Raw genomic sequence first — 22,820 nt, forward strand, 5'->3', positions numbered from 1 at the left:
GGTGCCGGGGTAGCGCGGCGGCCGATGCCGACGGCTTGTTAGCTCAGATGCTACTTCCGGACCGGCTGCAGCAGGTTGTAGACGGTGTCGGACCCGACCTTCATCGGCGCGAAGTTGGCGCCCACCCAGTCGGCGATGTCGCTGTGCGCGTCGGCGCCCCAGTGGCCCTTGTTGTCGGAGACGATGTAGTACGCCACCTCGTGGGCCGCGACGTAGGACTGGAACTGCTGCAGCGTCGGCGCCGGGTCGCTGCCACCGAAGCCACCGATCGCAATGACGGGGGTCCGGGTGTCGAGCTCCAGACCGGCGGCCGGCGACGACCGGTCGATCGCGGCGGACCACTTGGTGCTCGTGGCCTTGAGCAGCGCGTTCAGTTGGGGGTTCTCGTCGCGCTGGCCGAAGCCGCCGTGTTTGTCGTCCTTGTCCGCGGGGCCGACGGACGGCCCGCCGCCGAGGTGCGGCTGGCCGAAGGTCGCGAGCGAGTAGGCCACTGATCCGCCGACCGCGCCGAACATCGCCAACGCCACCGCGGCTGATGCCACTCGCTGACGCCCAGGCCACAGAAATACGACCGTGCCGACAATGGCGGCGGCCAGGATCACCCAGCGCAGTGCGGGCAGCCAGTCGGCGTTGCGGCCGAGGATCACGAACCCCCACACCCCGCTTGCCAAAAGCACTGTGGCCAAGCCGATCCGGTGGAACAGGGAGTCCCGGCGGCGCCAGAACTCGATGACGAAGATGGCGAACATCGCGGCCATCGCCGGCGCCAGCGCGAGGCAGTAGTACGGATGCACGTTGGTCTTCATGAAGCTCAGCACCAGGCCGACGCTGACGAGCCAGCCGCCGAACAGGAGGGCGCCGGCGCGGACCCGGTCGGTGCGGGGCGCGCGCCCGCGCGAGATCAGCACGAGCACGGTGGCCAGCAGCGCGGCCGGCACCAGCCAGCCGATCTCGAAGCCGAATTCACCGGTGAACAGCCTGGGCAGACCCTGCGTCTGATCACCCATGCCGAAGCCATGGTGCCCGGCGGTCTTGATCGTCTCGCCGGCTGCGTGTCCGGCGTGTTCCCCGGTGAGGGTGTGCACCGTCGACGGTTTGTCGGGGTCGCTCTTACCCATGTGGTTCTTGCCGAGCACCCGGCCAAAGCCGTTGTAGCCCAACACCAGATTCATGAAGCTGTTGTCGGTCGAGCCGGCCATGTAGGGCCGGGACGACGCCGGCCAGAGGATCGTCAGCACCACGAACCAGCCGGCGGAGACCAGCATGGCGCCGAGTGCACCCAGCAGGTGCCACAGCCGGCTGCGTAGGGCGGTGGGCGCCGCGATGAGGTACGTCAGACCGAGAGCCGGCATGACCATCAGGCCCTCGAGCATCTTGGCCAGGAACGCGAAACCCAATGCGACACCGGCCAGGGCCATCCACTTGGCGCCCTTGTCCTGCAACGCGCGGACGGTGAAGTACGCCGCCAGCGTCATCAGCAGCACCATGGCCGCGTCGGGGTTGTTGAAGCGGAACATCATGGCGGACACCGGAGTCAGCGCCAGGACCGCACCGGCCAGCAGGCCGGCTTGTGGACCACTGATCCGTCGCACCGCGGCGTAGAGGAGCCACACCGAGCCGACGGCCATCAACGCCTCGGGGATCAACATGCTCGCGCTGCTGAAACCGAAAATCTGACCCGACAGCGCCATCACCCACTGCGACAGCGGCGGCTTGTCGACGGTGATGACGTTGTTCGGGTCGATGGACCCGAACAGCAGCGCCTCCCAGTTCCTGGACCCGGCCCACACGGCGGCGGCGTAGAACTGGTTGCCCATGCCGTTGATGGTGATGTTCCACAGGTAGCCGACGGCCGTCACGATCAGCAGCAGGGCCAGCGCCGCGCGCTCGCGGGTCTTGGTGGGTGCCGTGATCTCCGGCTCGGCCGTCGGGGCGTCCAGGACGGCGGCGGATGTCGTAGTCACCCGACCATTAAGGCAGTCCCAGCTATGGCCGAGCTGTGAAGCGGACGAGCCGTCGCTATGACACCGACATGCGATGAAACTGCTCACAGTCAGCGGATTCACAGGAGGCAATCCAGTGAACAGTCGTACACTCAGCCTATGCACGACCCCCTCGCCAGCGAAGCCGCGGCCCTCACCGAGCTCGGCCTCAACGAGCTGGGCACCGCCGTCGACGGCATCCACAAGGTGCAGCGCGCCATCTCCGAGCGGGTGTTCCGGCTGGTGGGCCTCGGTGTCGGCCCGGCCGCCAAGCCCGTGAAGGTCGTCTACGACGCCATCACCGACGGCGTCTACTCCACCATCAGTCACGTGGCCACGACGGCGGCGCCCATCGCCGGCAAGGCGGTGCACGACCAGGCCGCCGGCAAGCTGTCCGATCAGGCCGGCGGCGCGCGCGTCCTCGCGGTGCTGCAGGGGTTGATCGGCGACAAGCTCCACGAGCAGGGTTCCGTGCTGGCGACGACGATGTCGGTGCGCGTCGGCGGCCGGCCGGTCGACCTCGACACCGACAGCGTGCGCGCCGCCTACCCCGCTGCCACGGGCGACATCGTGGTGTTCGTCCACGGCCTGGTCGAGACCGAGGCCTTCTGGGCGCTCGGCAAGAGGCCGACCTACGGCCAGCGCCTCGGGGCCGACATCGGCATCACCGGAGTCGAGATTCGCTACAACACCGGCCTGCACATCTCCGACAACGGCGTGCTGCTCTCCGAACTGCTGGACCAGCTGGTGGCCGCCTGGCCGGAGCCGGTGACGTCGATCTCGCTGGTCGGCCATTCGATGGGCGGCTTGGTCATCCGGTCGGCCTGCGCGATGCCCGGCGCGTCGTGGGTGAATCGGGTGCGCACCGTCGTGACTCTGGGCACGCCGCACACCGGCGCACCGCTGGAGAAGGTCGTGCACTACGGGTCGGCGGCGCTCAGCGCACTGCCCGAGACGCGCCCGTTCGGCAGCCTGCTGCGCCGGCGCAGCACCGGGATTCGCGATCTGCGCTTCGGTTCACTCGACGAACGCGACTGGCGCGATCGCGAACCTGACGCCTTGCGCGCGGAACCGCCGATCGACGTGCCGCTGCTCGACGGGGTGTCGTACTACTGCGTCACCGCAACCCTGGCCCGCACGCCGGCCAACCCGATCGGCTGGGTACTGGGCGACGGACTCGTGCAGGTGCGCAGCGCGCAAGGCCGAAGCCGCAAGCGCGACATGGGGTTTGACCGCGAGAATCGCCTGCACCTGCCCGAGGCGCACCACTTCACGCTGCTCAACGACGAACGGATTTACGAGCGCCTGCGCGTGTGGCTGGCGCGATCAGAGCGAGTCGACGAAGAGTTTGTGGATGCGCCGGTCGCCGGTGACCTCGGGGTGGAACGACGTCGCGAGCATGCGGCCCTGACGGACGGCGACGGGATGTCCGGCCGCGCGGGCGAGGACCTCGACGTCGGGTCCGACGCGCTCGACCCAGGGCGCCCGGATGAACACCGCGTGGACGGGATCGTCGAGGCCGACGAAGTCGAGGTCGTCTTCGAACGAGTCGACCTGACGACCGAAGGCGTTGCGCCGCACCGTCATATCGATCCCGCGTAGCGGCAGGGCCTCGCGGCCCGGCACGCCCGCGTCATTGATCTCGGTGGCGAGCAGGATCATGCCGGCGCACGATCCGTAGCACGGCATCCCCGTGGCTAGGCGCTCGCGTAGCGGCTCCAGCAGCTCCAGCTCGCGCAGCAGGTGACTCATCGCGGTGGACTCCCCACCCGGGATCACCAGGGCGTCAACGGCATTCAGCTCCGCGAGGCGCCGGACCGTGGACACCTCGGCGCCCGCCTCGCGCAAGGCGGCCAGATGCTCTCGGGTGTCCCCCTGCAGGGCCAGGACACCGACGTGCGGGCTCACTCCGCCGGTGGGACGAAGCCGCGGTTGTAGCGGGTCAGTCCCTCCTGCATCACAGCGGCCACCATCTCGCCGTACTGGTTGAAAATCTTGCCCTGCGTCAGGGCCCGGCCGCCGGTCGCCGACGGTGACGACTGGTCGTACAGCAGCCATTCGTCAGCCCGGAAGGGCCGCATGAACCACATGGCGTGGTCCAGCGAGGCGATGTTCATATGTTTGCGTACCTCAAGGTGATTCACCTGCGCCGAACCCAGCAGCGTCAGGTCGCTCATGTAGGCCAGGGCGCAGATGTGCAGGACGTGGTCGTCGGGCAGCGGGTCGCGGTGCCGGAACCAGACCTGCTGCTGCGACGCCTTGCCGGGCACCCGGGCCACCTGGTCGCGCGGCACGATGCGCACGTCCCATTCGGCGAACTGGGCGAACCCGGCGTCGTCGAACGCCCCGGCGGACCGGAACCCCTTCGAAAGGTCGGGCGGCGGCGGCACCGGCATGGCGTCCTGGTGCTCGATACCGGTCTGGTCGGTCTGGAACGACGCCGACATCGAGAAGATGGTCTCGCCGTGCTGGATGGCACTCACGCGGCGGGTGCAGAACGACCCACCGTCGCGAATGCGCTCCACCATGTACACCGTCGGTGCGCGGGCGTCACCGGGACGCAGGAAGTACCCGTGCAGCGAGTGCACCTGGTACTTCGGTTCCACGGTGCGCACCGCGGACACCAACGACTGACCGGCTACGTGGCCACCGAAAGTGCGCTGCAGGAAACCCGATTCCGGGCTGAAGACACTGCCGCGGTAGATGTTGACCTCGAGTTGTTCGAGGTCGAGTATCTGCTCGATTGCCACCTGTTGGTTTTACCAGCCCCGCTCGGCGAGCCGATGAGGCTCCGGCACATCCTCCACGTTGATGCCGACCATGGCCTCGCCCAGACCGCGCGACACCTTGGCCAGCGTGTCGGGGTCGTCGTAGAACGTCGTGGCCTTGACGATGGCCGCGGCGCGGGCCGCCGGGTCGCCGGACTTGAAGATGCCCGAACCGACGAACACACCCTCGGCGCCCAGCTGCATCATCATCGCGGCGTCGGCCGGGGTGGCGATGCCGCCGGCGGTGAACAGCGTCACGGGCAGCTTGCCGGCCCGCGCGACCTCGACCACCAGCTCGTACGGCGCCTGCAATTCCTTTGCGGCGACGTACAGTTCGTCCTCCGACAGCGACGTCAGCCGACGGATCTCGCCGCCGATCTTGCGCATGTGGGTGGTGGCGTTGGACACGTCACCGGTGCCGGCCTCACCCTTGGAGCGGATCATCGCCGCGCCCTCGTTGATACGACGCAGGGCCTCGCCCAGGTTCGTGGCGCCGCAGACGAACGGCACGGTGAACTTCCACTTGTCGATGTGGTGGGTGTAGTCGGCCGGGGTCAGCACCTCGGACTCGTCGATGTAGTCCACACCGAGGCTCTGCAGAATCTGCGCCTCGACGAAGTGGCCGATGCGGGCCTTGGCCATCACCGGGATGGTGACGGCGTCGATGATGCCCTCGATCATGTCCGGGTCGCTCATCCGCGAGACGCCGCCCTGCGCGCGGATATCGGCGGGAACGCGCTCGAGCGCCATGACGGCGACGGCGCCTGAGCCTTCGGCGATGCGCGCCTGCTCGGGTGTTACGACGTCCATGATGACGCCGCCCTTAAGCATCTCGGCCATGCCGCGCTTGACCCGGGCGGTGCCCGTCTGACCGCTGTTATCCGCTGCGGTATCCACTGCAATCTCCCTCAAGAATTTGGTACCCGCCAAGTCTAGTGGCCGTACCAAATCGGTTATCCGCGCAGGTCAGCGGATGGTCTGCGGCGCCGTGCCCGCCGTGGCCGCCGGAACCTTCCCATCGGCCAATTCGCCTGCGAGGGAAAGGTATTCACCGAGCTGCAATGGATAGACAGTCTCACCATCGGCAGCCAGCCGGGCGATGACGGCGGCGTCGCACCAGCGGTGTGCGTGAATCGACTGCCGCTCCACGGTGGTGTGGCCGGTGGTCACCGGCTCGAACCGTGAGGTGCGGTACACGAAGAAGAACTCCTCGCTGCGGATCACAGACCCGTTGAACTCGAACACCGCCTCACGACGCCACACCGGGCCGATCAACTCGGCCGGATCGACCTTCAGCCCGGTCTCCTCGGCCATCTCCCGGGCGGCCGCGTCGGGCAGCGACTCGTCCGGTTCGACCGCTCCCCCGACGGTGAACCACCACCGCGGGGCCATCAGCGGGTCGGCGGCCGGGTCGCTGCCACAGAACAGCAGCACCTGCCCGTCCTGGTCCAGCAGGACGACGCGGGCCGACGTCCGTCGTCCCACCGCGCCGGGCTCGTGCCGCGATGCCCGCTCGACGATCTCGAAATACGTTGGCATGGCTGCGGTTCCGCCCAGATGCAACCAGCGCACCAGGGTGCGCTCACGCAGCGCGAGGGTGTCGCGGACGGCGTCGTTGTGGAAGCGGCGGGCCAGCAGTACCCGGGCCTCGGCATCGGCGAGTTCGGCGACCAGCGTCACCGGGATGGACGCCGGGTCGACCTGCGCCAGGGCCGCGGACAGTTCGTTCTCGGCGGCCTCGCGGGCCGCGCGGGGTGCCCGTTCGGCATCGTCCGCCAGTGCGGCCAGGCGGCGGCCCGCCGGCCGGGACCCGTACGCGTCGGCGGCGACGGCCCGCGCGACCACCGCGCGCCGGGCCAGCGCCCCGTCCAGGGCCTGCCACGACAGGTCGTAGCGCACGTGCAGCCGGTCCAGCCGGTGCGCGGTCTGGTAGGCCCACACCACGGTGATCAGCACCGTCAGCGCCAGCCAGACCAGCGCGACGATCAGCAGCCAGCTCATCAGGCCTCCACCCGGACCTTCGTCCCCGACCCGGCCACGGTCTCGTAGACCAGCATGATCTGCTGCGCGACCACCGACCAGTCGTAGCGGCGCACCGCCTGCGTGGCCGCCTCGGCGTACCGGCGGCGGGCGTCGTCGTTCGACAGCATCTCGACCAGCGCTTCACCGAGGGCCTCGGCGTCGTCGACGGGCACCAGCCGGCCCGCCTCGCCTTGGTTGAGCACGCGCCGGAAGGCGTCCAGGTCGCTGGCCACCACGGGCGTGCCCGCGGCCATCGCCTCGACCAGCACGATGCCGAAGCTCTCACCGCCGGTGTTCGGGGCGCAGTAGACGTCGGCGCTGCGCATGGCCGAGGCCTTCTCGGCGTCATCGACCAGGCCGAGGAAGCGCAGGTGCCCGGCATTCTCGCCGACGGTCTCCTTGAGCGCCTCCTCGTCGCCGCGGCCGACGATCAGCACCTCGACGTCGGGGCAGGCCGCCACCAGTTTGGGCAGCGCCCCGACGAGGACGTGCATGCCCTTGCGCGGCTCGTCGAACCGGCCGAGGAACAGCACCGTGCGGCCGGGCCGCGGATAGCCGGGCAGCAGTGGCGCATTGTCGAACGCCGACACGTCGACACCGTTGGGAATCTCGACAGCGTCCGAGCCCAGGGCCTCCATCTGCCAGCGCCGGGCCAGATCGGACACCGCGATGCGGCCCATGATCTTCTCGTTCCAGGGCCGCAGAATCCCCTGAAAGACGTTGAGCGTCAACGACTTCGTTGTCGACGTGTGAAACGTCGCGACGATCGGGCCGTTGGCCACCATCAGCGCCAGGAGCGACAGGCTCGGCGCGTTGGGCTCATGCAGGTGCAGCACGTCGAAGTCGCCCTCGACGATCCAGCGCTTGACCATCCGCCGGGTGGCCGGACCGAATCGCAACCGCGCCACGGACCCGTTGTACGGGATGGGCACGGCCTTGCCGCCGGAGACGACGTAGTCGGGCAGGTCGGCGTGCGTCTCGGCCGACGACGGCGCCAGCACACTGACCTCATGGCCGTAGCCGCGCATCACCTCGGCCAGTTGCAGCACGTGTGCCTGAACGCCGCCCGGTACGTCGAACGAGTACGGGCACACCATGCCGATGCGCATCAGCCGTTCCCGGCCAACCGGGCCCGACGTTCCTCGGACAAGTCGGCCAGCCACTGCGGCTGCAGCATGTGCCAGTCGGTGGGGTGCGCGGCGATGCCCGCCTCGAAGCGGGTGGCAAGGTCCTGGGTGATGGCCGCGACGTCGCCGCTGGACGTGTCGAGCGGCGCGGAGACGTCGAACTGCCAGTCGTTGGGTTTGTTCCAGCAGTGCACGGTCAGCAGCGTCGCACCGGTGGTGACGGCCAGCTTGGCCGCACCGGCCGGCATACGAGTCGGCTCGCCGAAAAGGTTGACCTGCACGCCATTTCGCGACAGGTCCCGGTCCGCCATGAGGCAGACGATGCGGCCCTCCTGCAGCCGCTCGGTCAGGACGTCGAACGGCGGGCGGACTCCTCCGGTCAGCGGCAGGATCTCGAACCCCAGCGATTCGCGGTACTCGACGAAGCGGTTGTACAGCGACTCGGGCTTGAGCCGCTCGGCGACGGTGGTGAACTTGCCGTACTGGTGCACCACCGAGACGCCGGCCATGTCCCAGTTGCCGCTGTGCGGCACCGCCAGGATGACGCCCTTGCCGTTTTCGAGCCCGCGTGCGATGTGTTCGGTGCCGACCAGGCAGTGTCGAAGCCGCTCGCCGAGGGTGCGCTGGTTCATCGACGGCAGCCGGAAGGCCTCCCGCCAATACCGGGCGTACGACGCCAGCGAGGCGCGGATGATGCGGCCGGGCACCTTGGCCGGCCGGACCCCCAGCACCCGGGCCAGGTTCTTACGCAGCTGCTCGGGACCGCCGCCGCGCGCCGCATACAGCGCGCCCGCGTCGAACATGTTGCGGGCGGCGAACTCCGGCATGGTCCGGATCAGCCCCCACCCCGCGGCGTAGCCGACGTCCTTGAGCTGCTCGCCCATCGGGACGTCGAAACCCCCGAAGGACGGCACACCGCCGGTGGGGACGCTCATTGCTGCTCCTTCGACGGCGAACTCGACGGCAGCGGCTCGTCGGCGCCCGGCGAACGGCGCACCGAGGCGACACGCTGGCCCAGCGTGATGATGCTGGCGACCGCCAGCAGCCACATCGCGATGGGCAGCGCCAGCGGCAGCGGATGGATCGGCAGGTCCGAGAAACCGGCGCCGACCAGGACGATGATCAGCCGCTCCGGGCGTTCGATGAAGCCGCCGTCGGCGTTCAGTCCGCTGGCCTCGGCGCGGGCCTTGATGTACGAGATGACCTGCGAGGTGACCAGGCAGATCAGCGTGGCGATAACCAGCGGCTTGTCGTGCATCTCGAACGCGATCCACCACAGCAGGCCGCAGAACACCGCGCCGTCACCGATGCGGTCGCAGGTCGCGTCGAGCACCGCCCCGAGCCGCGTGCCGTAGCCGCGTTCGCGGGCCATGGCGCCGTCGAGCATGTCGGCCAGCACGAAGAACCAGACCACCAGGGCGCCGTACCAGAGGTGCCCCGTCGAGAACAGCGTCAGCGCGCCGACGACCGACGCGGTGGTACCGAGGACGGTGACACTGTCGGGCGTCAGCCCGATGCGCAGCGCTCCCCGGGCCAGCGGGCGGCTCAGCTTGGTGTAGGCCGCGCGAGTCAGGAGGTAGAAGTCGCTCACGGCTTCGCTTTCTGGTCCTGCGCCGCCCACTCGTCAGCCAGCAGCTTGCGGGTGTCACGCAGCAGCTGCGGGATCACCTTGGTGCCACCGATGACGGTGATGAAGTTGGCGTCGCCGCCCCAGCGCGGCACCACGTGCATGTGCAAATGATCGGCCAGCGAGCCGCCCGCCGACGTGCCCAGGTTGAGCCCGACGTTGAAGGCGTGCGGGTTCGAGATGGCCTTCATCACGCGAATTGCCTTCTGGGTGAACGCCATCAGCTCGCTGCTCTCGGCCTCGGTGAGGTCCTCGAGCTCCGACACCTTGCGGTAGGGCACGACCATGAGGTGCCCCGGGTTGTACGGGTACAGGTTGAGCACCGCGTAGACCTGCTCGCCGCGCGCGACGATGAGGCCTTCCTCGTCGGACATCGTGGGAATGTCGATGAAAGGCTGCTTCGAGCCCGCGGACGTGCCCTCGCCGCCCTTCATCGGAGCGTCGACGATGTAGCTCATCCGGTGCGGCGTCCACAGCCGCTGCAGGTAGTCGACGTCACCGACACCCCGGTCCACGATGGCGTCTCCGACGCCGGGGTCCACGATGCTCCGATCCTCGGTCACGCCTGTGCGCCCCGCGCCTCGTTCACCAAATCTGCGGTCGGGAAAGCGTTTTCGCGGCGCGCGATCCAACCGGCGATGAGGTCGACGGCCTCGGCCACCGGGACACCGTTGACCTGGGTGCGGTCACCGAACCGGAAAGAAATGGACTCGCTGGCTGCGTCCCTGTCCCCCGCCAGCAGCATGAACGGCACCTTCTGATTGGTGTGGTTGACGATCTTCTTCGCCATCCGGTCGTCGCTGCCGTCGACCTCGACCCGAATGCCGCGCGACTTCAGTTGCGCCGCAACGTCGTACAGGTAGTCCAGGTGCGCGTCGGCGACGGGGATGCCGACGACCTGCACCGGGGCCAGCCAGGCCGGGAACGCGCCGGCGTAGTGCTCGGTGAGCACGCCGAAGAACCGCTCGATGGACCCGAACAGGGCGCGGTGGATCAGCACCGGCCGCTGCCGGCTGCCGTCGGCCGCGGTGTACTCCAGCTCGAACCGGTCGGGCATGTTGAAGTCCAGCTGGATGGTCGACATCTGCCAGCTGCGGCCCAGCGCGTCCTTGACCTGGACGGAGATCTTCGGACCGTAGAACGCCGCGCCGCCCGGGTCGGGCACCAGGTCCAGACCGGAGGCCTCGGCGACCTCGCGCAGGGTCTCGGTGGCCTCTTCCCACAGCTCGTCCGAGCCGACGTACTTGTCGGGGTCCTTGGTGGACAGCTCCAGGTAGTAGTCGTCGAGGCCGTAGTCGCTCAGGAGATCAAGCACGAACTGCAGCAGCGTGGTCAGCTCGTCGCGCATCTGTTCACGGGTGACGTAGATGTGCGCATCGTCCTGCGTCATGCCGCGCACGCGGGTCAGACCGTGGACGACGCCCGACTTCTCGTACCGGTACACGCTGCCGAACTCGAACAGCCGCAGCGGCAGCTCGCGGTACGACCGCCCCCGCGACCGGAAGATCAGGTGGTGCATGGGGCAGTTCATGGGCTTGAGGTAGTAGTTCTGCCCCGGCTTGCGCAGCGTGCCGTCCTCGTTGAACTCCGCGTCGATGTGCATCGGCGGGTACATGCCGTCGGCGTACCACTCCAGGTGCCCCGAGGTGATGTACAGCTGCTCTTTGGTGATGTGCGGGGTGTTGACGAACTCGTAGCCGGCTTCCTGGTGCTTGCGGCGCGAGTAGTCCTCCAGCTCGCGGCGCACGATGCCGCCCTTCGGGTGGAACACCGGCAGGCCCGAGCCCAGCTCGTCGGGGAAGCTGAACAGGTCCAGCTCAACGCCCAGCTTGCGGTGGTCGCGGCGCAGCGCCTCCTCGATCAGCTCGAGGTGCTTGTCAAGGGCTTCCTGCGACTCCCAGGCGGTGCCGTAGACACGCTGCAGGCTGGCGTTCTTCTGGTCGCCGCGCCAGTACGCGGCGCTGCTGCGGGTGAGCTTGAACGCCGGGATGTGCTTGGTGGTCGGGATGTGCGGGCCACGGCACAGGTCGCCCCAAACCCGTTCGCGGGTGCGGGGATTGAGGTTGTCGTAGGCCGTCAGCTCGTCGCCGCCGACCTCCATGATGTCGGCGTCGCCGGACTTGTCGTCGACCAGTTCGAGCTTGTACGGCTCCTTGGCCAGCTCTTCGCGGGCCTGTTCCTTGGACTCGTACACGCGACGGTCGAACAGCTGACCATCCTTGATGATCTTCTGCATGCGCTTCTCGAGCTTGGCCAGATCATCCGGCGTGAACGGCTCGGCGACGTCGAAGTCGTAGTAGAAGCCGTCGGTGATCGGCGGGCCGATGCCGAGCTTGGCCTCGGGGAACAGGTCCTGCACGGCCTGGGCCAGCACGTGGGCGCACGAGTGGCGGATGACGCTGCGGCCGTCCTCGGTGTTCGCGGCGACCGGGATGACCTCGACGTCGACCTCAGGGGTCCACGACAGGTCGCGCAGCCGGCCGTCGGCGTCCTTGACCACGACGATGGCGTCGACCTCGCCACGCTGCGGCAGCCCGGCCTCACGGACCGCGGCGCCGGCGGTAGTCCCGGCAGCGACCCGGATCGGGGCTGCTGGTGCGGGGCTGGCGACGGCGGTCATCGAGACACTCCTACTGGTTAGGTGACGATCGCGACCATGCTATCGGCACCGGTCATCGCTTCGCGGGCCAGCGCCGCCTCAAGGCTGACCCGGCTTGAGCTTGACGAAGAGGGCCTCGGCGTCGGCAAGCACCGTGTCGCCGTCCAGCAGCGCGCCGGTGATGAAGATCTTGCGGCCCTCGACGCGCTCCAGCGTCGCCGTGGCGCGCAGGTCTTTTTCGACCGGGACGATCTGCCGATAGTTGATGTGCAGGTAGGCGGTGCGCTGGAACGGACTGTCGGTCAGCCGGTAGGCGGCATGCCCCAGCACCGAGTCGAACAGCAGCCCGATTGACCCGCCGTGCGCGGCGCCGTTGCGGCCCAGATGAAAGCGCCGGAAGCGGACGGGACCGGCGATCCGGCCGTCATCGGTGACCTTGAGGTCCGACGGCACGTTCAGGACGTTGCCGCGGTTGGGCAGGTCGAGGCGGCGGCCCGACGGTGAGTGCCACTCGTCGGCGCGGTACGGCGCCAGCAGGGCGTTGGCCTGTTCGATGAGGTTCGCGGCCTGGGTGATGACATCGTCGGGCGCGTCGGCACCGCGGGCGTGGTCGCCGGCCATGCGGACGGATTCGACGAACCTGCCGTAGTCGGGGCCGCCCTGGGTGGTCGGTTTGGGCGGGTTGAATCCTCCACCGGCATGCTTATCCACCTGTTTCTCTTATCACGGTGGCAAGGTGGCCCTATGCGACTGAGCGACCTGGCCGGGCTGGCATTCACCTACCCCGACGTCGGGGCGACCGCAGGCGAACTGCCGGCCGGCTACCACCACGTGCACGCGGAGGCCCAGATCGGTTCGGGTCGAGCACGATTCGACGAGGCGGCCGCCGCGGTCCTGCGGTGGGAAATGCAACGAGGTGTCGGCATGCGGGTGGAGGCGACCACCGTCACCGCCGCGGCGGGCACCGACATGCTCGGCCGTCTCGGACCCGTGCAGGTGCCGTGCCGCGTGGTGTACGTCGTCGACGAACCCGACCGGCGCGGGTTCGCGTACGGGACGCTGCCAGGTCACCCGGAGTCCGGCGAGGAGCGGTTCAGCGTTCGCTACGACCCGGCCAGCGGCGCGGTCTTCGCCGAGGCGACCGCGTTCTCGCGGCCGGCGCTCTGGTGGAGCCGACTCGGGGCGCCGGTCTCGCGGGTCGCGCAGCGGATGATCGCACGGCGCTACTTGCGCGCGGTCTGAGCGCCGGGCGGTCCTCCGGGTGCGGGCCTGCTGCTTTCATGCCGCTGCTGAAACAGCAGGCCCCGCGATGCCCTTGTCACTATTGAGTTATCAAGGTGCGCAACAAGTTCTGGGTCGCGTTAAGCGGCGTGGTCGAGTCGCATGGTGCGGCGGTTGTGGGCGGGGATGGGTTTTCGGTGGGGGTCGACGGTGGCGGGTGGGATGAGCCAGGGGTGTTTGTCCAGTCCCATGACGACGTCCCAGCCGTCGTGGTGGACGTTGGCGTGGCAGGCCGGGCACAGCAGGCACCCGTTGGCCAGGCTGGTGTCGCCGCCGTGAGTCCAGTGCACGATGTGGTGCGCGTGGGTGCGTCCGGGTGGGGCGCCGCATTTGATGCAGCACTGATCCCGCAAGTAGAGGGCCTTGCGTAGATGCGCAGGGAACAACCGCTTCTCCCGGCCCATGTCCAGGGGTACCTGTTCGCCGTCGACGATCACCGCGGTGACAGTGGTGTCGCACGTGAGCCGGTCCAGGGTGATGGTGCTGATCGACCCGATGAACTCCAACGTGGCCAAGTCCGGGGTGTCTGCGGGCACCGTCACCAACAACTGGGTGCGGGGTGCCGACGCGACCTCCCCACCACGGGCGGCGATATCCAACACCGCCTCCAGCGCATCCGCGCGGCGCCGGGAAGCCGAGCGCACATCGGGGCTGCCGTCGGGTTCGGGTCGCGGCGCCGACAACTCCTCCATCGCCGCGATGTACTTGGCGCCGACTTCGGCATCCAGGTCCGCGCGCAGCTGCACCCGCCCATCAGAAGTGACGCGGTGATCGGCAGTATTGACCGACCGGTCTTCCGCCGCCGGCAACCCGCCTTCCGCCGCGGCGACGCGGTTGCCCAGTTTTCGGGCGCGGTTCCCGATGTCAGCAGGGGTGGCCCCGGAGAAAAACTGCCCCAACAGATCAGTCAGCTGCGCAAACCGGGCTTCCTCGCTGACTGGTCCGGGTGCGCGGGCGCGGATGTGGTTGATGCCCTTCACGATCGCATCGACATGCTCACCGGAGATCGCACCATCACCAGCGTGGGCCGCGAGCGTGGGCAGCGCCGGCAGCGCGGCACCGACACGGACCAGCCGCTCCGCGACCGACGGCGCGCACCCCAACGTCATCAACAGCTCCCGCAGCGTCCGGCCCTGCGCGGCCGCCACCCCGCAGCGGTCGAGCACCCCAGTCAGCATCGCTGCCAGATGATCGGCCACATGACGTATCCGCATCACACACGTGATCGCCTCCACCGCCCCGTCCCCGGACATGTCGTCGGGGACCTGCACGCCACGAAGGCGGTCGAGAAGCGGGTTGAAATCCGGTGCGATTCCCATGCCCAATTGTATCGAACATACGTTCGATAGGCAAGGAACTTTTCTGTCCACATCAGGACATCGGTGACAGCTTCCCGTCCGGCCTCACCGACTCCCGCCAGACCACCCGACTGTGATTCACCCGGCCACCGCTGACCAGGTGTTGTAGCTTTCACACGAAACTGACACGCCAAGGAGTGCTGGGTGGAGCCGACACGATTCGGGCAGTACGAGCTGCGCGAACTGATAGGCCGCGGCGGCATGGGCGAGGTGTACATCGCCTATGACACCAACACCCAGCGCACCGTCGCGCTCAAGGTGCTGCCGCCACACCTCGCCAAGGACCCCGTGTTCCAGGAACGGTTCAAGCGCGAGTCCCAGGCCGCCGCGGGCCTCAACGAGCCGCACGTCGTCCCCATTCATGGTTTCGGCGAGATCGACAGTCAGCTCTACCTGGACATGCGGCTCATCGAAGGCCGCACCCTCGCCGAAATCCTGGCCGACACCGAGCATCGCCCAAGCCCCGACTTCTCCGTCCGAATCATCGAGCAGATCGCCGCGGCCCTGGACGCAGCCCATGGGACCGGGTTGATCCACCGGGACATCAAGCCCTCCAACATCCTGGTGACCGACCACGACTTCGCCTACCTGATCGACTTCGGCCTCGCCCGCACCGCCGGTGAGCACGGATTGACCACGGCCGGAAGCACTCTCGGCACCTTGGCGTACATGGCGCCCGAGCGGTTCGAAGGCGGCCAGGCCGACCCGCGCTCGGACATCTACGCACTGACCTGCGTGCTGTACGAATGCCTCACCGGTCGGCGGCCGTATCCGGCCGACAGCCTCGAGCACCAGATCGCCGGGCACGTCAGCGCCCCGGCGCCGAAGCCGTCCGACGTCGATCGGCGGCTCGTCGCATTCGACGACGTCATCGCCAAAGGCATGGCCAAGAAACCCGGCAAGCGCTACCAGCACGCCGGTGAACTCGCCGCGGACGCCCGCGCCGCGCTGAGTGCGCAGGTCCGCGTCTCGGGCCGCACCGGCACGCGCACGGGCTCGGGACGCCATGCGGTGCAGACCGACGAACCGAAGCGCCGCACCCGGCAGATCGTCGTCGCCCTCGGCGCGGTGATCGTGCTGGCCGCCGGTGCGGGAACGGCATGGCTCTACTGGTCCCGGCAACACCAGGTCGGGCCGTCGGGTTCCGTGCCGTCGATCGCCGCCAAGCTACCTGCCGATCTCAAGGATTCGGGCCGACTGGTCGTCGGAGTCAACATTCCCTATGCGCCAAATGAATTCAAGGCACCCGACGGGAAGTTCACGGGTTTCGACGTCGACCTGACGACGGCGGTGAGCCGGGTCCTCGGGCTCGAGCCGGAGTTCCGGGAGATCGGCATCTCCAAGATCGTCGCTTCGGTGCACGACGGCATCATCTCGGTCGGGGCGTCCTCGACCACCGACACCAAACAGCGTGAGAAGTCAGCCGACTTCGTGACCTACTTCAAGGCCGGTGTGCTGTGGGCGCGGCGGACCGGATCGAGCGTGGATCCCAACGCGGCGTGCGGATTACGGGTGGGCGTGCATCTGGGCTCGGTCGAGGAGACCGACCACCTGCCGGCCCGCAGCGCGGCATGCGTGGCGGCCGGCGTGGCACCCATCGAGATCGTCCCGATCGCCGGCCAGGACGGCGTCACCGCGGCACTGCTCGCCGGCACCGTCGACGCCATGGCGGCCGACTCGCCCGTCACCGGATACGCGATCAAACTCAGCGGCGGCAAGCTCGAAGCGGCCGGCGGCATCGTCGATGCGCAGCCCTACGGGTGGCCGGTGGCCAAGGGCTCGTCGCTCGCCGCCGCGTTGCAGGCGGCACTCAAACACCTGATGCAGACCGGTGAATACCGGGAGATCGCCACCAAATGGGGTGTTGAGATGGGCATCATCGACAAGCCGGTGATCAACGGCGCGCTGCGCTAGGCCGTCTACTTCGGCCCGATGTCCGCACCCAGCCATTTCCGACTGACGGCCGCGTAGCTGCCATCACCTTGAATACTGCTGAGCCACTTGTCGATTCGCTGTTGCAGTGCCACGGCATCCTTGGGCATCAGGTAGGCCTTCTGCGCGACGGTGTACGGCTGGTCGGTCGATACCCCGCACAACTGCGGATGTTGCGTCACCTGCCAACGGATTTCACTGCCGTCGGTGATCATGACGTCGGCCTTGCCCGCGATGACCTGATCGAAAATGGTGTTGTTGTCGGGGTATTCGACGATGCTCGCGTGGTGCAGATGGGCGCGGTCGAATTGTTCATTGGTACCACCCGGATTGACGACAACCCGCACTCCCCCGCGATCGATATCGGGCAGCGAGCGGTACTTCGCGGCATCGGTACAACGCACGATCGCCGCCTTGCCGTCACGCAGATACGGCTCGGAGAACAGCGCCTTGGCGGCGCGGTCGGCGGTGATGCTGATACCCCCGACAGCCAGCTCACATTTGTGCCCGAGGTCCGCCATGAGCGTCGGCCAGGTGGTGGGCACCAGATGCAGCTCCACGCCGGATTCTCGAGCGAAATCCCGGACCAGATCGATGTCCATACCGCTCCACTCACCGGCGGCGTCACGGTAGGTGAACGGGCGATAGTCGCCGGTGCTGCACACCATCAATGCCTTCGGCGTGGATTCCTCCGGCGGCGAACTGCACGCCGCAACCGCCGCGGCGACCAGGACCGACGCCGCCGCGAACACTGTGCGCCTCATGCAGCCAGACTCTCACGCGACCACCAACTCGCCTACGCTGGCGGTATGCGTCGAGTCGCGGCACTGGCAGTGGCAGGTGCACTGCTCAGCGCCTGCACACAGACGGTGCCGGGCCAGGCCGGCGCGCCGGGCGACCTCACGTGGCAACGTCCCATCACCGATTCGGTGTCCAGCCTGGGCGGCACGCTCGGCACGGTCGGGGAAGCGATGACCGCGCACGACTTCGTCGCCATGTCGCGGGATTGCACGAAACTGCAAGTCACGCTGGACGATCTCGGCAAGAACCTGCCGACTCCCGACGCGGACGTCAACTCGTCGCTGCAGGACAGCATCGACAACTTCCGGTCATTCGCCCGCGTCTGCACGATGATGACGCCGGGCACCGCGGACGCGTCGCTCGACCAGCTGAGCGGCTATCTGGATCGCGGCGACAGCTCCATGCGAAAAGCCTTGCAGCAGATGGGGATCGAGTTGCCGGCAGCCGGGCGCTGACGCCCGGCCTCCAGTTGTCACCCATGGCGGAGCGATTGCCAGTATGTTTGCCCTGTCGTTCGGTCCTACGTTGCGCCCGAAGGAGCCACATGACCATCGCGTCCCAGCGTCACCGCGTCGTCGTCATCGGATCGGGATTCGGTGGCCTGCAGGCCGCCAAGGCCCTCAAACGCGCCGACGTCGACATCACCTTGATCTCGCGCACGACGACCCATCTCTTCCAACCATTGCTGTACCAGGTCGCCACGGGCATCTTGTCCGAAGGCGAGATCGCACCGACGACGCGGCTGGTCCTGCGTAAGCAGAAGAACGTCACCGTCCGCCTCGGCGAGGTCGAGCACATCGACCTGAAGGCGCAGACCGTCACCTCCAAGCTCATGTCCCAGGTGACGGTCACGCCGTACGACAGCCTGATCGTCGCGGCTGGCGCCCAGCAGTCCTACTTCGGCAACGACCACTTCGCGACGTTCGCGCCGGGCATGAAGACCATCGACGACGCTCTCGAACTGCGCGGTCGCATCCTGGGCGCGTTCGAGGCCGCCGAGGTGGTCACCGACCCGGCAGAGCGTGACCGCCGGCTGACGTTCGTCGTGGTTGGCGCCGGGCCCACCGGCGTCGAACTGGCCGGGCAGATCGCCGAGCTCGCCGAACGCACCCTGGCCGGCGCGTTCCGCAGCATCAAGCCGCAGGACTGCCGCGTGATCCTGCTGGACGCCGCGCCTGCGGTGCTGCCCCCGATGGGTCCCAAGCTCGGCGCCAAGGCGCAGAAGCGCCTGGAGAAACTCGGTGTCGAGATCCAGCTCAACGCGATGGTCAGCGACGTCGACTACAAGGGCATCACCGTCAAGGACAAAGACGGCACCGAGCGCCGCATTGACTGCGCCTGCAAGGTGTGGTCGGCCGGTGTGCAGGCGAGCCCGCTGGGCAAGCTCATCGCCGAGCAGTCCGACGGCACCGAGACCGACCGGGCCGGCCGCGTCGTGGTCGAGCCCGACCTCACGGTCAAGGGACACCCGAACGTATTCGTCATCGGTGACCTGATGGCCGTCCAGGGTGTGCCCGGTATGGCGCAGGGTGCGATCCAGGGCGCCACCTACGCCGCCGACATCATCAAGCGGTCCCTGGCCGGCCAGGACGACCCGACCAACCGCGAACCCTTCAAGTACTGGGACAAGGGCAGCATGGCGACAGTGTCGCGGTTCGACGCGGTCGCCCAGGTGCCGGTGCCGCTGACCAAGAAGAAGCTCGAATTCGCCGGACCATTCGCGTGGCTGTCGTGGCTGGTGCTGCACCTGGTCTATCTGGTCGGCTACAAGAACCGCGTGACGACACTGTTCACCTGGTTCGTCACCTTCCTGGGCCGCGGCCGCGCGCAGATGGCGATCACCAGCCAGATGATCTACGCACGCACCTCGATGCAGCTGCTGCAGAACCAGCTGAACGCATTGGCCGCAGCCGACAAGGTCGAGAAGAACGAGTCCGCCTAGCCGTTGTCGTCGGGACTCCAGGTGCTCGGCAGCATCGGCGCGCGCACCTCGTCGCCGGACACCGCCGTCAATCCCGCTGGCGTACCGCCCGCCCGCGATACGGCTCCGGTGAACCCCATGGGGCCGGCGCCGCTGTCCGAGGCGCCGGATTCCCATTCCGGCGCGACGTCGAGGTCCATGTATTCGACAGCGTCACCTTCTTGTTTGCGCCGACCGCGACGCCGACGCGCCTGCCGGGCCGACGCCGCAGCAGCCGAGGCTTCTTGGGCCGTCCTGGATGCCCGTGCCGACGCGGCGGCATCGACGCGCGTCTGACGCTGGAGCCACGCGCTCGCGCCGATACCCGAACCGTCACCGACCGCGTATGGGAACCCGGGGTCTCCCACGGGCGGCGGCGAGGTCGGTGCCGGAGCAGCGGGCGTCGACACCGTGCCGGTCGGTGCCGACGCGGAGGCACTCACCGGGGCCGACGCAGAGGTCGCCGTTGACGCCGGGCTGGGCGCAGGGGCCGTCGCGACGGCGGGCGTGGGCGTTTCCTGCGGCGCCGGCAGCGGCTCCGTACCGATCGCCGCAGAGGGAACCTGGATACCGGCCAGTCCCGCGAACCCGGCCACCCAGCCGAGGTTGGCGATCGCCAGGCCGAGTGCCGGCTGGATCAACGCCGGCGCGAACTGCCCGAGCACCGAAGCCAGCTGAGAGGCGTGGAAAGTCACGTCCGCCAACACCATCGGCAGATTGGTCAGCAGCGCGGCCGGATCGTAAAGCAAGTTGTTCCACAGCAGTTCGAGGTGCTCGCCCATCTCGGCGCCGACCTCGAACCACCACTCCAGATCGGTCGGGTCCAGATCGCCGTGGCCGTGATCGTGGTCATGGTCGTGATCGTGGTCATGGTCGTGGTCGTGATCGTCGTGCCCCACGATCGAGGGCGCGGGCGTGGACTGCGGAGCGGACGTCGTCGCCACGTCGGAAACGGCTTCGTACGTCGCCATCGAGGTGGCGGCCTGTACCCACATGCGGACGTAGTCGGCCTCGGTGACCGCGATGGGAATCGTGTTGATACCGAAGAAGTTTGTGGCCACCAGCGCGGCCTGCGTGGCGTGGTTGGCGGCCAATTCGGCGAGTGTGGGCATCGTGGCCAACGCAGCGCTGTATGCGCCGGCGACGGCCTCATGCCGGGCCGCGCGGGCATGGCTTTCCAGGCCACTCTGGGTCAGCCACTCCAGATACGGAACGTGTGCGGCCACATATCGCTCTGCCGTCGGTCCCTGCCATGCTCCCGCATGCGCTGCCGCGAGAACGGCCCGAAGCTCCTCGGCGACCGCTGTGTAGGTCGCGGCGAGCGAAGACCATTGGGCCGCGGCCGCGAGCAGTGGGCCCGGACCCGGACCGCTGCCGAGCAATGCCGAATGCACCTCTGGCGGCGACGCCATCCACACCGGCATTGCCATCACGCATCCCCCGCTCCGTTAACGGTAATGAAAACTACGTTCATTAAGGTAGCAGCCCGGTTGCGTGGCGCAAGAAAATGCGTTGCCGAACGGACGAGGGCTCTGAAGGATGCGACCTACCCAGGTCAACCCGCCAGCGTCCCCAGGAGTTCATCCGTGCCCGACTTCTCGCCGGTCATCACCGACTACTGGACCGCCGCGTTCAGCGGAAAAACGTTGCACCGCAACAAAAACCTGACGATCAACGTCAACCCGGACCTGCAGCACGACGAACGCGCCGCCATCCTGCGGACCGCCGACGACGACCGCGTGTCGATCGCCGTGAGCTCCGCCGTCGCCGATGTGCTGACCAATGACATTGCCGCACTCGACAATCCGACCGAGGCCGACATCAGAGCCGCACTGGCCACCCAGGGCGTCGTACTGAACGGCGCCGACAATGTGTTTTATCTCTCAGAATCGGCGGCCGCCGACATTCTCGGCGACACCGGAGCAATCAACGTCCGGCCGCTGACCGATCGCGACGCCGACATCTTTGCGTCGTTCAAAGCGGCTGTCCCCGAAGAGGACTGGGACGGCGCGTACGTCGAACTCGACCACTGGGCGGTGTTCGGCGCGTTCGACGAGCGCGGACGTCTTGTGAGTATCGGCAGCGTGTATCCGTGGGACGACGTGTTTCCGTTGGCCGACATCGGAGTGCTGACCCTAGGCTCCGTACGAGGCCAAGGACACGCAAAGTCATTGGTGCGTGAGATGTTTCGCTACGCGCTCACGCAAGGATTCGAGCCGCAATACCGCTGCCAGCTGGACAATGCCGCCTCGATCAAGCTGGCCGCCAGCGTGAATCTGGAACCGTTCGGGCAGTGGGAAACCGTCATGCCCGACGACGCGTGACGGTGGGATTGTGTGGTGGTCCCGACTGGGATCGAACCAGTGACCTTCCGCGTGTGAGGCGGACGCTCTCCCCCTGAGCTACGAGACCGGGGAATCTCACCGACCGGATCGATGCGACGACAGACACTAACACGTCCCCCGACCCGAACGGGAATCGCGCCCCGCCGGCGTCGGGCGGGACCCGTCCCGGCCACCCGAACCCACCACCGCGCCGCCTCAGGAGTCACGGGACACAACGCCCGAAACACCGGCCAAGACGCCGTCACCTCCACGAACCAGCCCGTTTACCAGCGGTTTTCACGCGATTTGTATCTGCTCGCATTCGTGCACTAATGTCTTGCATCGCAACGGACGAACAAAGTTCAACCGAAGCGAAACGCGGATGTAGCGCAGTTGGTAGCGCATCACCTTGCCAAGGTGAGGGTCGCGGGTTCGAATCCCGTCATCCGCTCGAAGGTGCGAATGGCATCAGCCCCAGTGGTGGAGTGGCCGAGTGGTGAGGCAACGGCCTGCAAAGCCGTGCACACGGGTTCGATTCCCGTCTCCACCTCCAAAAGTTTCAACCCGGCGCGATTAGCTCAGCGGGAGAGCGCTTCCCTGACACGGAAGAGGTCACTGGTTCAATCCCAGTATCGCGCACCAGAGTTTCACGACAGGCCCGGTTTTCGAACCGGGCCTTTCTTTTACCCACAACCAGCAACCCGCAATATATTCGTACCATCGCGCTGTTTCTTCTCGAATTCACGTACAGGCCAGTGGCGATGACGGTAGCGTCAATCTCGCAATATCGGCATATTGCCGAACCGAGCTAACTCTCCGAGGTCGAAATGTTGCGTGCGTTGATCGTTGCTGCCCTGATCACCTCCGCCGGCGTGGCCATCGCCCCCGCCGCGCAGGCATCCGGGTACAAGAACTGTTCGGCAGCCCATGCCGATGGTCGGTACAACATCCCGCAGGGTGATCCCGACTACAAGGCATCCCAGGACCGCGATGGCGACGGCATCGCCTGCGAGGGCTGAACAGAGCTGACCGGAGAGGC

General features: G+C 67.7%; 20 protein-coding genes, 4 tRNA genes and 1 pseudogene. 10 read left to right on the forward strand and 15 right to left on the reverse strand.

From position 1 onward, the window contains the following. Positions 1-50: 50 nt before the first annotated feature. The gene (locus H289_RS0115785; RefSeq protein WP_020101775.1) at positions 51-1,964 is read right to left on the reverse strand and encodes an ArnT family glycosyltransferase; all 1,914 of its coding nucleotides are present in this window, start codon (positions 1,962-1,964) and stop codon (positions 51-53) included. 504 nt (positions 1,965-2,468) lie between these two features. On the opposite strand from H289_RS0115785, the pseudogene H289_RS34090 reads away from it, so the two are divergent. Continuing rightward, a pseudogene (locus tag H289_RS34090) lies at positions 2,469-3,266 on the forward strand (esterase/lipase family protein); the annotation flags it as partial. Between the two features lie 42 nt (positions 3,267-3,308). Here H289_RS34090 and pdxT read toward each other — a convergent pair. From pdxT to H289_RS0115835, 10 genes are all read right to left on the reverse strand, one after another. Continuing rightward, positions 3,309-3,890: a pyridoxal 5'-phosphate synthase glutaminase subunit PdxT gene (pdxT, locus tag H289_RS32460; protein ID WP_155944146.1), complete on the reverse strand. Its 582-nt coding sequence runs from the start codon at positions 3,888-3,890 to the stop codon at positions 3,309-3,311. Beyond that, a complete protein-coding gene (gene tesB / locus H289_RS0115795) occupies positions 3,887-4,732 on the reverse strand; it encodes an acyl-CoA thioesterase II (RefSeq protein WP_020101777.1) in 846 nt (281 codons plus the stop codon). The genes pdxT and tesB overlap by 4 nt, the downstream gene beginning before the upstream one ends. Before the next feature lie 9 nt (positions 4,733-4,741). Continuing rightward, entirely contained in the window at positions 4,742-5,647 is a 906-nt protein-coding gene (gene pdxS, locus H289_RS0115800) for a pyridoxal 5'-phosphate synthase lyase subunit PdxS (protein ID WP_020101778.1), read from the reverse strand. A gap of 69 nt (positions 5,648-5,716) precedes the next feature. Then, a complete protein-coding gene (locus H289_RS0115805) occupies positions 5,717-6,751 on the reverse strand; it encodes an NUDIX hydrolase (protein ID WP_020101779.1) in 1,035 nt (344 codons plus the stop codon). After that, a complete protein-coding gene (locus H289_RS0115810; RefSeq protein ID WP_020101780.1) occupies positions 6,751-7,881 on the reverse strand; it encodes a glycosyltransferase family 4 protein in 1,131 nt (376 codons plus the stop codon). The genes H289_RS0115805 and H289_RS0115810 overlap by 1 nt, the downstream gene beginning before the upstream one ends. After that, positions 7,881-8,834: a phosphatidylinositol mannoside acyltransferase gene (locus H289_RS0115815; protein ID WP_020101781.1), complete on the reverse strand. Its 954-nt coding sequence runs from the start codon at positions 8,832-8,834 to the stop codon at positions 7,881-7,883. The genes H289_RS0115810 and H289_RS0115815 overlap by 1 nt, the downstream gene beginning before the upstream one ends. Beyond that, positions 8,831-9,490, reverse strand: coding sequence for a phosphatidylinositol phosphate synthase (gene pgsA, locus H289_RS0115820; protein ID WP_020101782.1), 660 nt, complete (start codon positions 9,488-9,490; stop codon positions 8,831-8,833). The genes H289_RS0115815 and pgsA overlap by 4 nt, the downstream gene beginning before the upstream one ends. Then, the gene (locus H289_RS0115825) at positions 9,487-10,089 is read right to left on the reverse strand and encodes an ATP adenylyltransferase (RefSeq protein ID WP_020101783.1); all 603 of its coding nucleotides are present in this window, start codon (positions 10,087-10,089) and stop codon (positions 9,487-9,489) included. Before H289_RS0115825 ends, pgsA begins: the two co-directional genes overlap by 4 nt. Beyond that, positions 10,086-12,146 (reverse strand): threonine--tRNA ligase, encoded by a 2,061-nt coding sequence (thrS, locus tag H289_RS0115830; protein WP_020101784.1) that lies wholly within the window; start codon positions 12,144-12,146, stop codon positions 10,086-10,088. Before thrS ends, H289_RS0115825 begins: the two co-directional genes overlap by 4 nt. 78 nt (positions 12,147-12,224) lie before the next feature. Then, positions 12,225-12,836 carry a PaaI family thioesterase gene (locus H289_RS0115835; protein ID WP_020101785.1) on the reverse strand — a complete coding sequence of 204 codons (612 nt, stop codon included), beginning with the start codon at positions 12,834-12,836 and terminating at the stop codon, positions 12,225-12,227. Between the two features lie 33 nt (positions 12,837-12,869). Here H289_RS0115835 and H289_RS0115840 point away from each other — a divergent pair, with 33 nt between their 5' ends. Then, positions 12,870-13,367, forward strand: coding sequence for a DUF1990 domain-containing protein (locus H289_RS0115840; protein ID WP_020101786.1), 498 nt, complete (start codon positions 12,870-12,872; stop codon positions 13,365-13,367). A gap of 119 nt (positions 13,368-13,486) precedes the next feature. Here the strand turns inward: H289_RS0115840 and H289_RS0115845 are convergent, their stop codons facing one another. Next, positions 13,487-14,725: an HNH endonuclease gene (locus H289_RS0115845; protein ID WP_020101787.1), complete on the reverse strand. Its 1,239-nt coding sequence runs from the start codon at positions 14,723-14,725 to the stop codon at positions 13,487-13,489. A 183-nt stretch (positions 14,726-14,908) separates the two neighbouring features. On the opposite strand from H289_RS0115845, the gene stpK7 reads away from it, so the two are divergent. Next, positions 14,909-16,678 carry a serine/threonine protein kinase StpK7 gene (stpK7, locus tag H289_RS0115850; protein ID WP_020101788.1) on the forward strand — a complete coding sequence of 590 codons (1,770 nt, stop codon included), beginning with the start codon at positions 14,909-14,911 and terminating at the stop codon, positions 16,676-16,678. Positions 16,679-16,683: 5 nt separating this feature from the next. Here stpK7 and H289_RS0115855 read toward each other — a convergent pair whose 3' ends face one another. Then, entirely contained in the window at positions 16,684-17,460 is a 777-nt protein-coding gene (locus H289_RS0115855) for a transporter substrate-binding domain-containing protein (RefSeq protein ID WP_029105306.1), read from the reverse strand. 45 nt (positions 17,461-17,505) lie between these two features. Here H289_RS0115855 and H289_RS0115860 point away from each other — a divergent pair, with 45 nt between their 5' ends. Beyond that, a complete protein-coding gene (locus H289_RS0115860) occupies positions 17,506-17,952 on the forward strand; it encodes a hypothetical protein (RefSeq protein ID WP_155944147.1) in 447 nt (148 codons plus the stop codon). Between the two features lie 89 nt (positions 17,953-18,041). Next, a complete protein-coding gene (locus H289_RS0115865; protein ID WP_020101791.1) occupies positions 18,042-19,439 on the forward strand; it encodes an NAD(P)/FAD-dependent oxidoreductase in 1,398 nt (465 codons plus the stop codon). Here H289_RS0115865 and H289_RS0115870 read toward each other — a convergent pair. Next, positions 19,436-20,890 carry a PPE family protein gene (locus tag H289_RS0115870; RefSeq protein WP_029105307.1) on the reverse strand — a complete coding sequence of 485 codons (1,455 nt, stop codon included), beginning with the start codon at positions 20,888-20,890 and terminating at the stop codon, positions 19,436-19,438. The genes H289_RS0115865 and H289_RS0115870 overlap by 4 nt on opposite strands. Positions 20,891-20,914: 24 nt before the next feature. On the opposite strand from H289_RS0115870, the gene H289_RS0115875 reads away from it, so the two are divergent. Beyond that, positions 20,915-21,781 carry a GNAT family N-acetyltransferase gene (locus H289_RS0115875; RefSeq protein ID WP_155944148.1) on the forward strand — a complete coding sequence of 289 codons (867 nt, stop codon included), beginning with the start codon at positions 20,915-20,917 and terminating at the stop codon, positions 21,779-21,781. Positions 21,782-21,794: 13 nt separating this feature from the next. Here the strand turns inward: H289_RS0115875 and H289_RS0115880 are convergent. Then, positions 21,795-21,869, reverse strand: a tRNA-Val gene (locus H289_RS0115880). Positions 21,870-22,159: 290 nt separating this feature from the next. Between H289_RS0115880 and H289_RS0115885 the strand changes: the two genes are divergently transcribed. From H289_RS0115885 to H289_RS0115900, 4 genes are all read left to right on the forward strand, one after another. Then, a tRNA-Gly gene (locus H289_RS0115885) sits at positions 22,160-22,232 on the forward strand. Between the two features lie 28 nt (positions 22,233-22,260). Continuing rightward, positions 22,261-22,334 (forward strand) — tRNA-Cys (locus H289_RS0115890). A 14-nt stretch (positions 22,335-22,348) separates the two neighbouring features. Continuing rightward, positions 22,349-22,423 (forward strand) — tRNA-Val (locus H289_RS0115895). A 185-nt stretch (positions 22,424-22,608) separates the two neighbouring features. Next, positions 22,609-22,800: an excalibur calcium-binding domain-containing protein gene (locus H289_RS0115900; RefSeq protein WP_020101794.1), complete on the forward strand. Its 192-nt coding sequence runs from the start codon at positions 22,609-22,611 to the stop codon at positions 22,798-22,800. Positions 22,801-22,820: the final 20 nt, after the last annotated feature.

This window comes from Mycobacterium sp. 360MFTsu5.1 (genome assembly GCF_000383495.1).
In the GTDB taxonomy this organism is placed as follows: domain Bacteria; phylum Actinomycetota; class Actinomycetes; order Mycobacteriales; family Mycobacteriaceae; genus Mycobacterium; species Mycobacterium mucogenicum_B.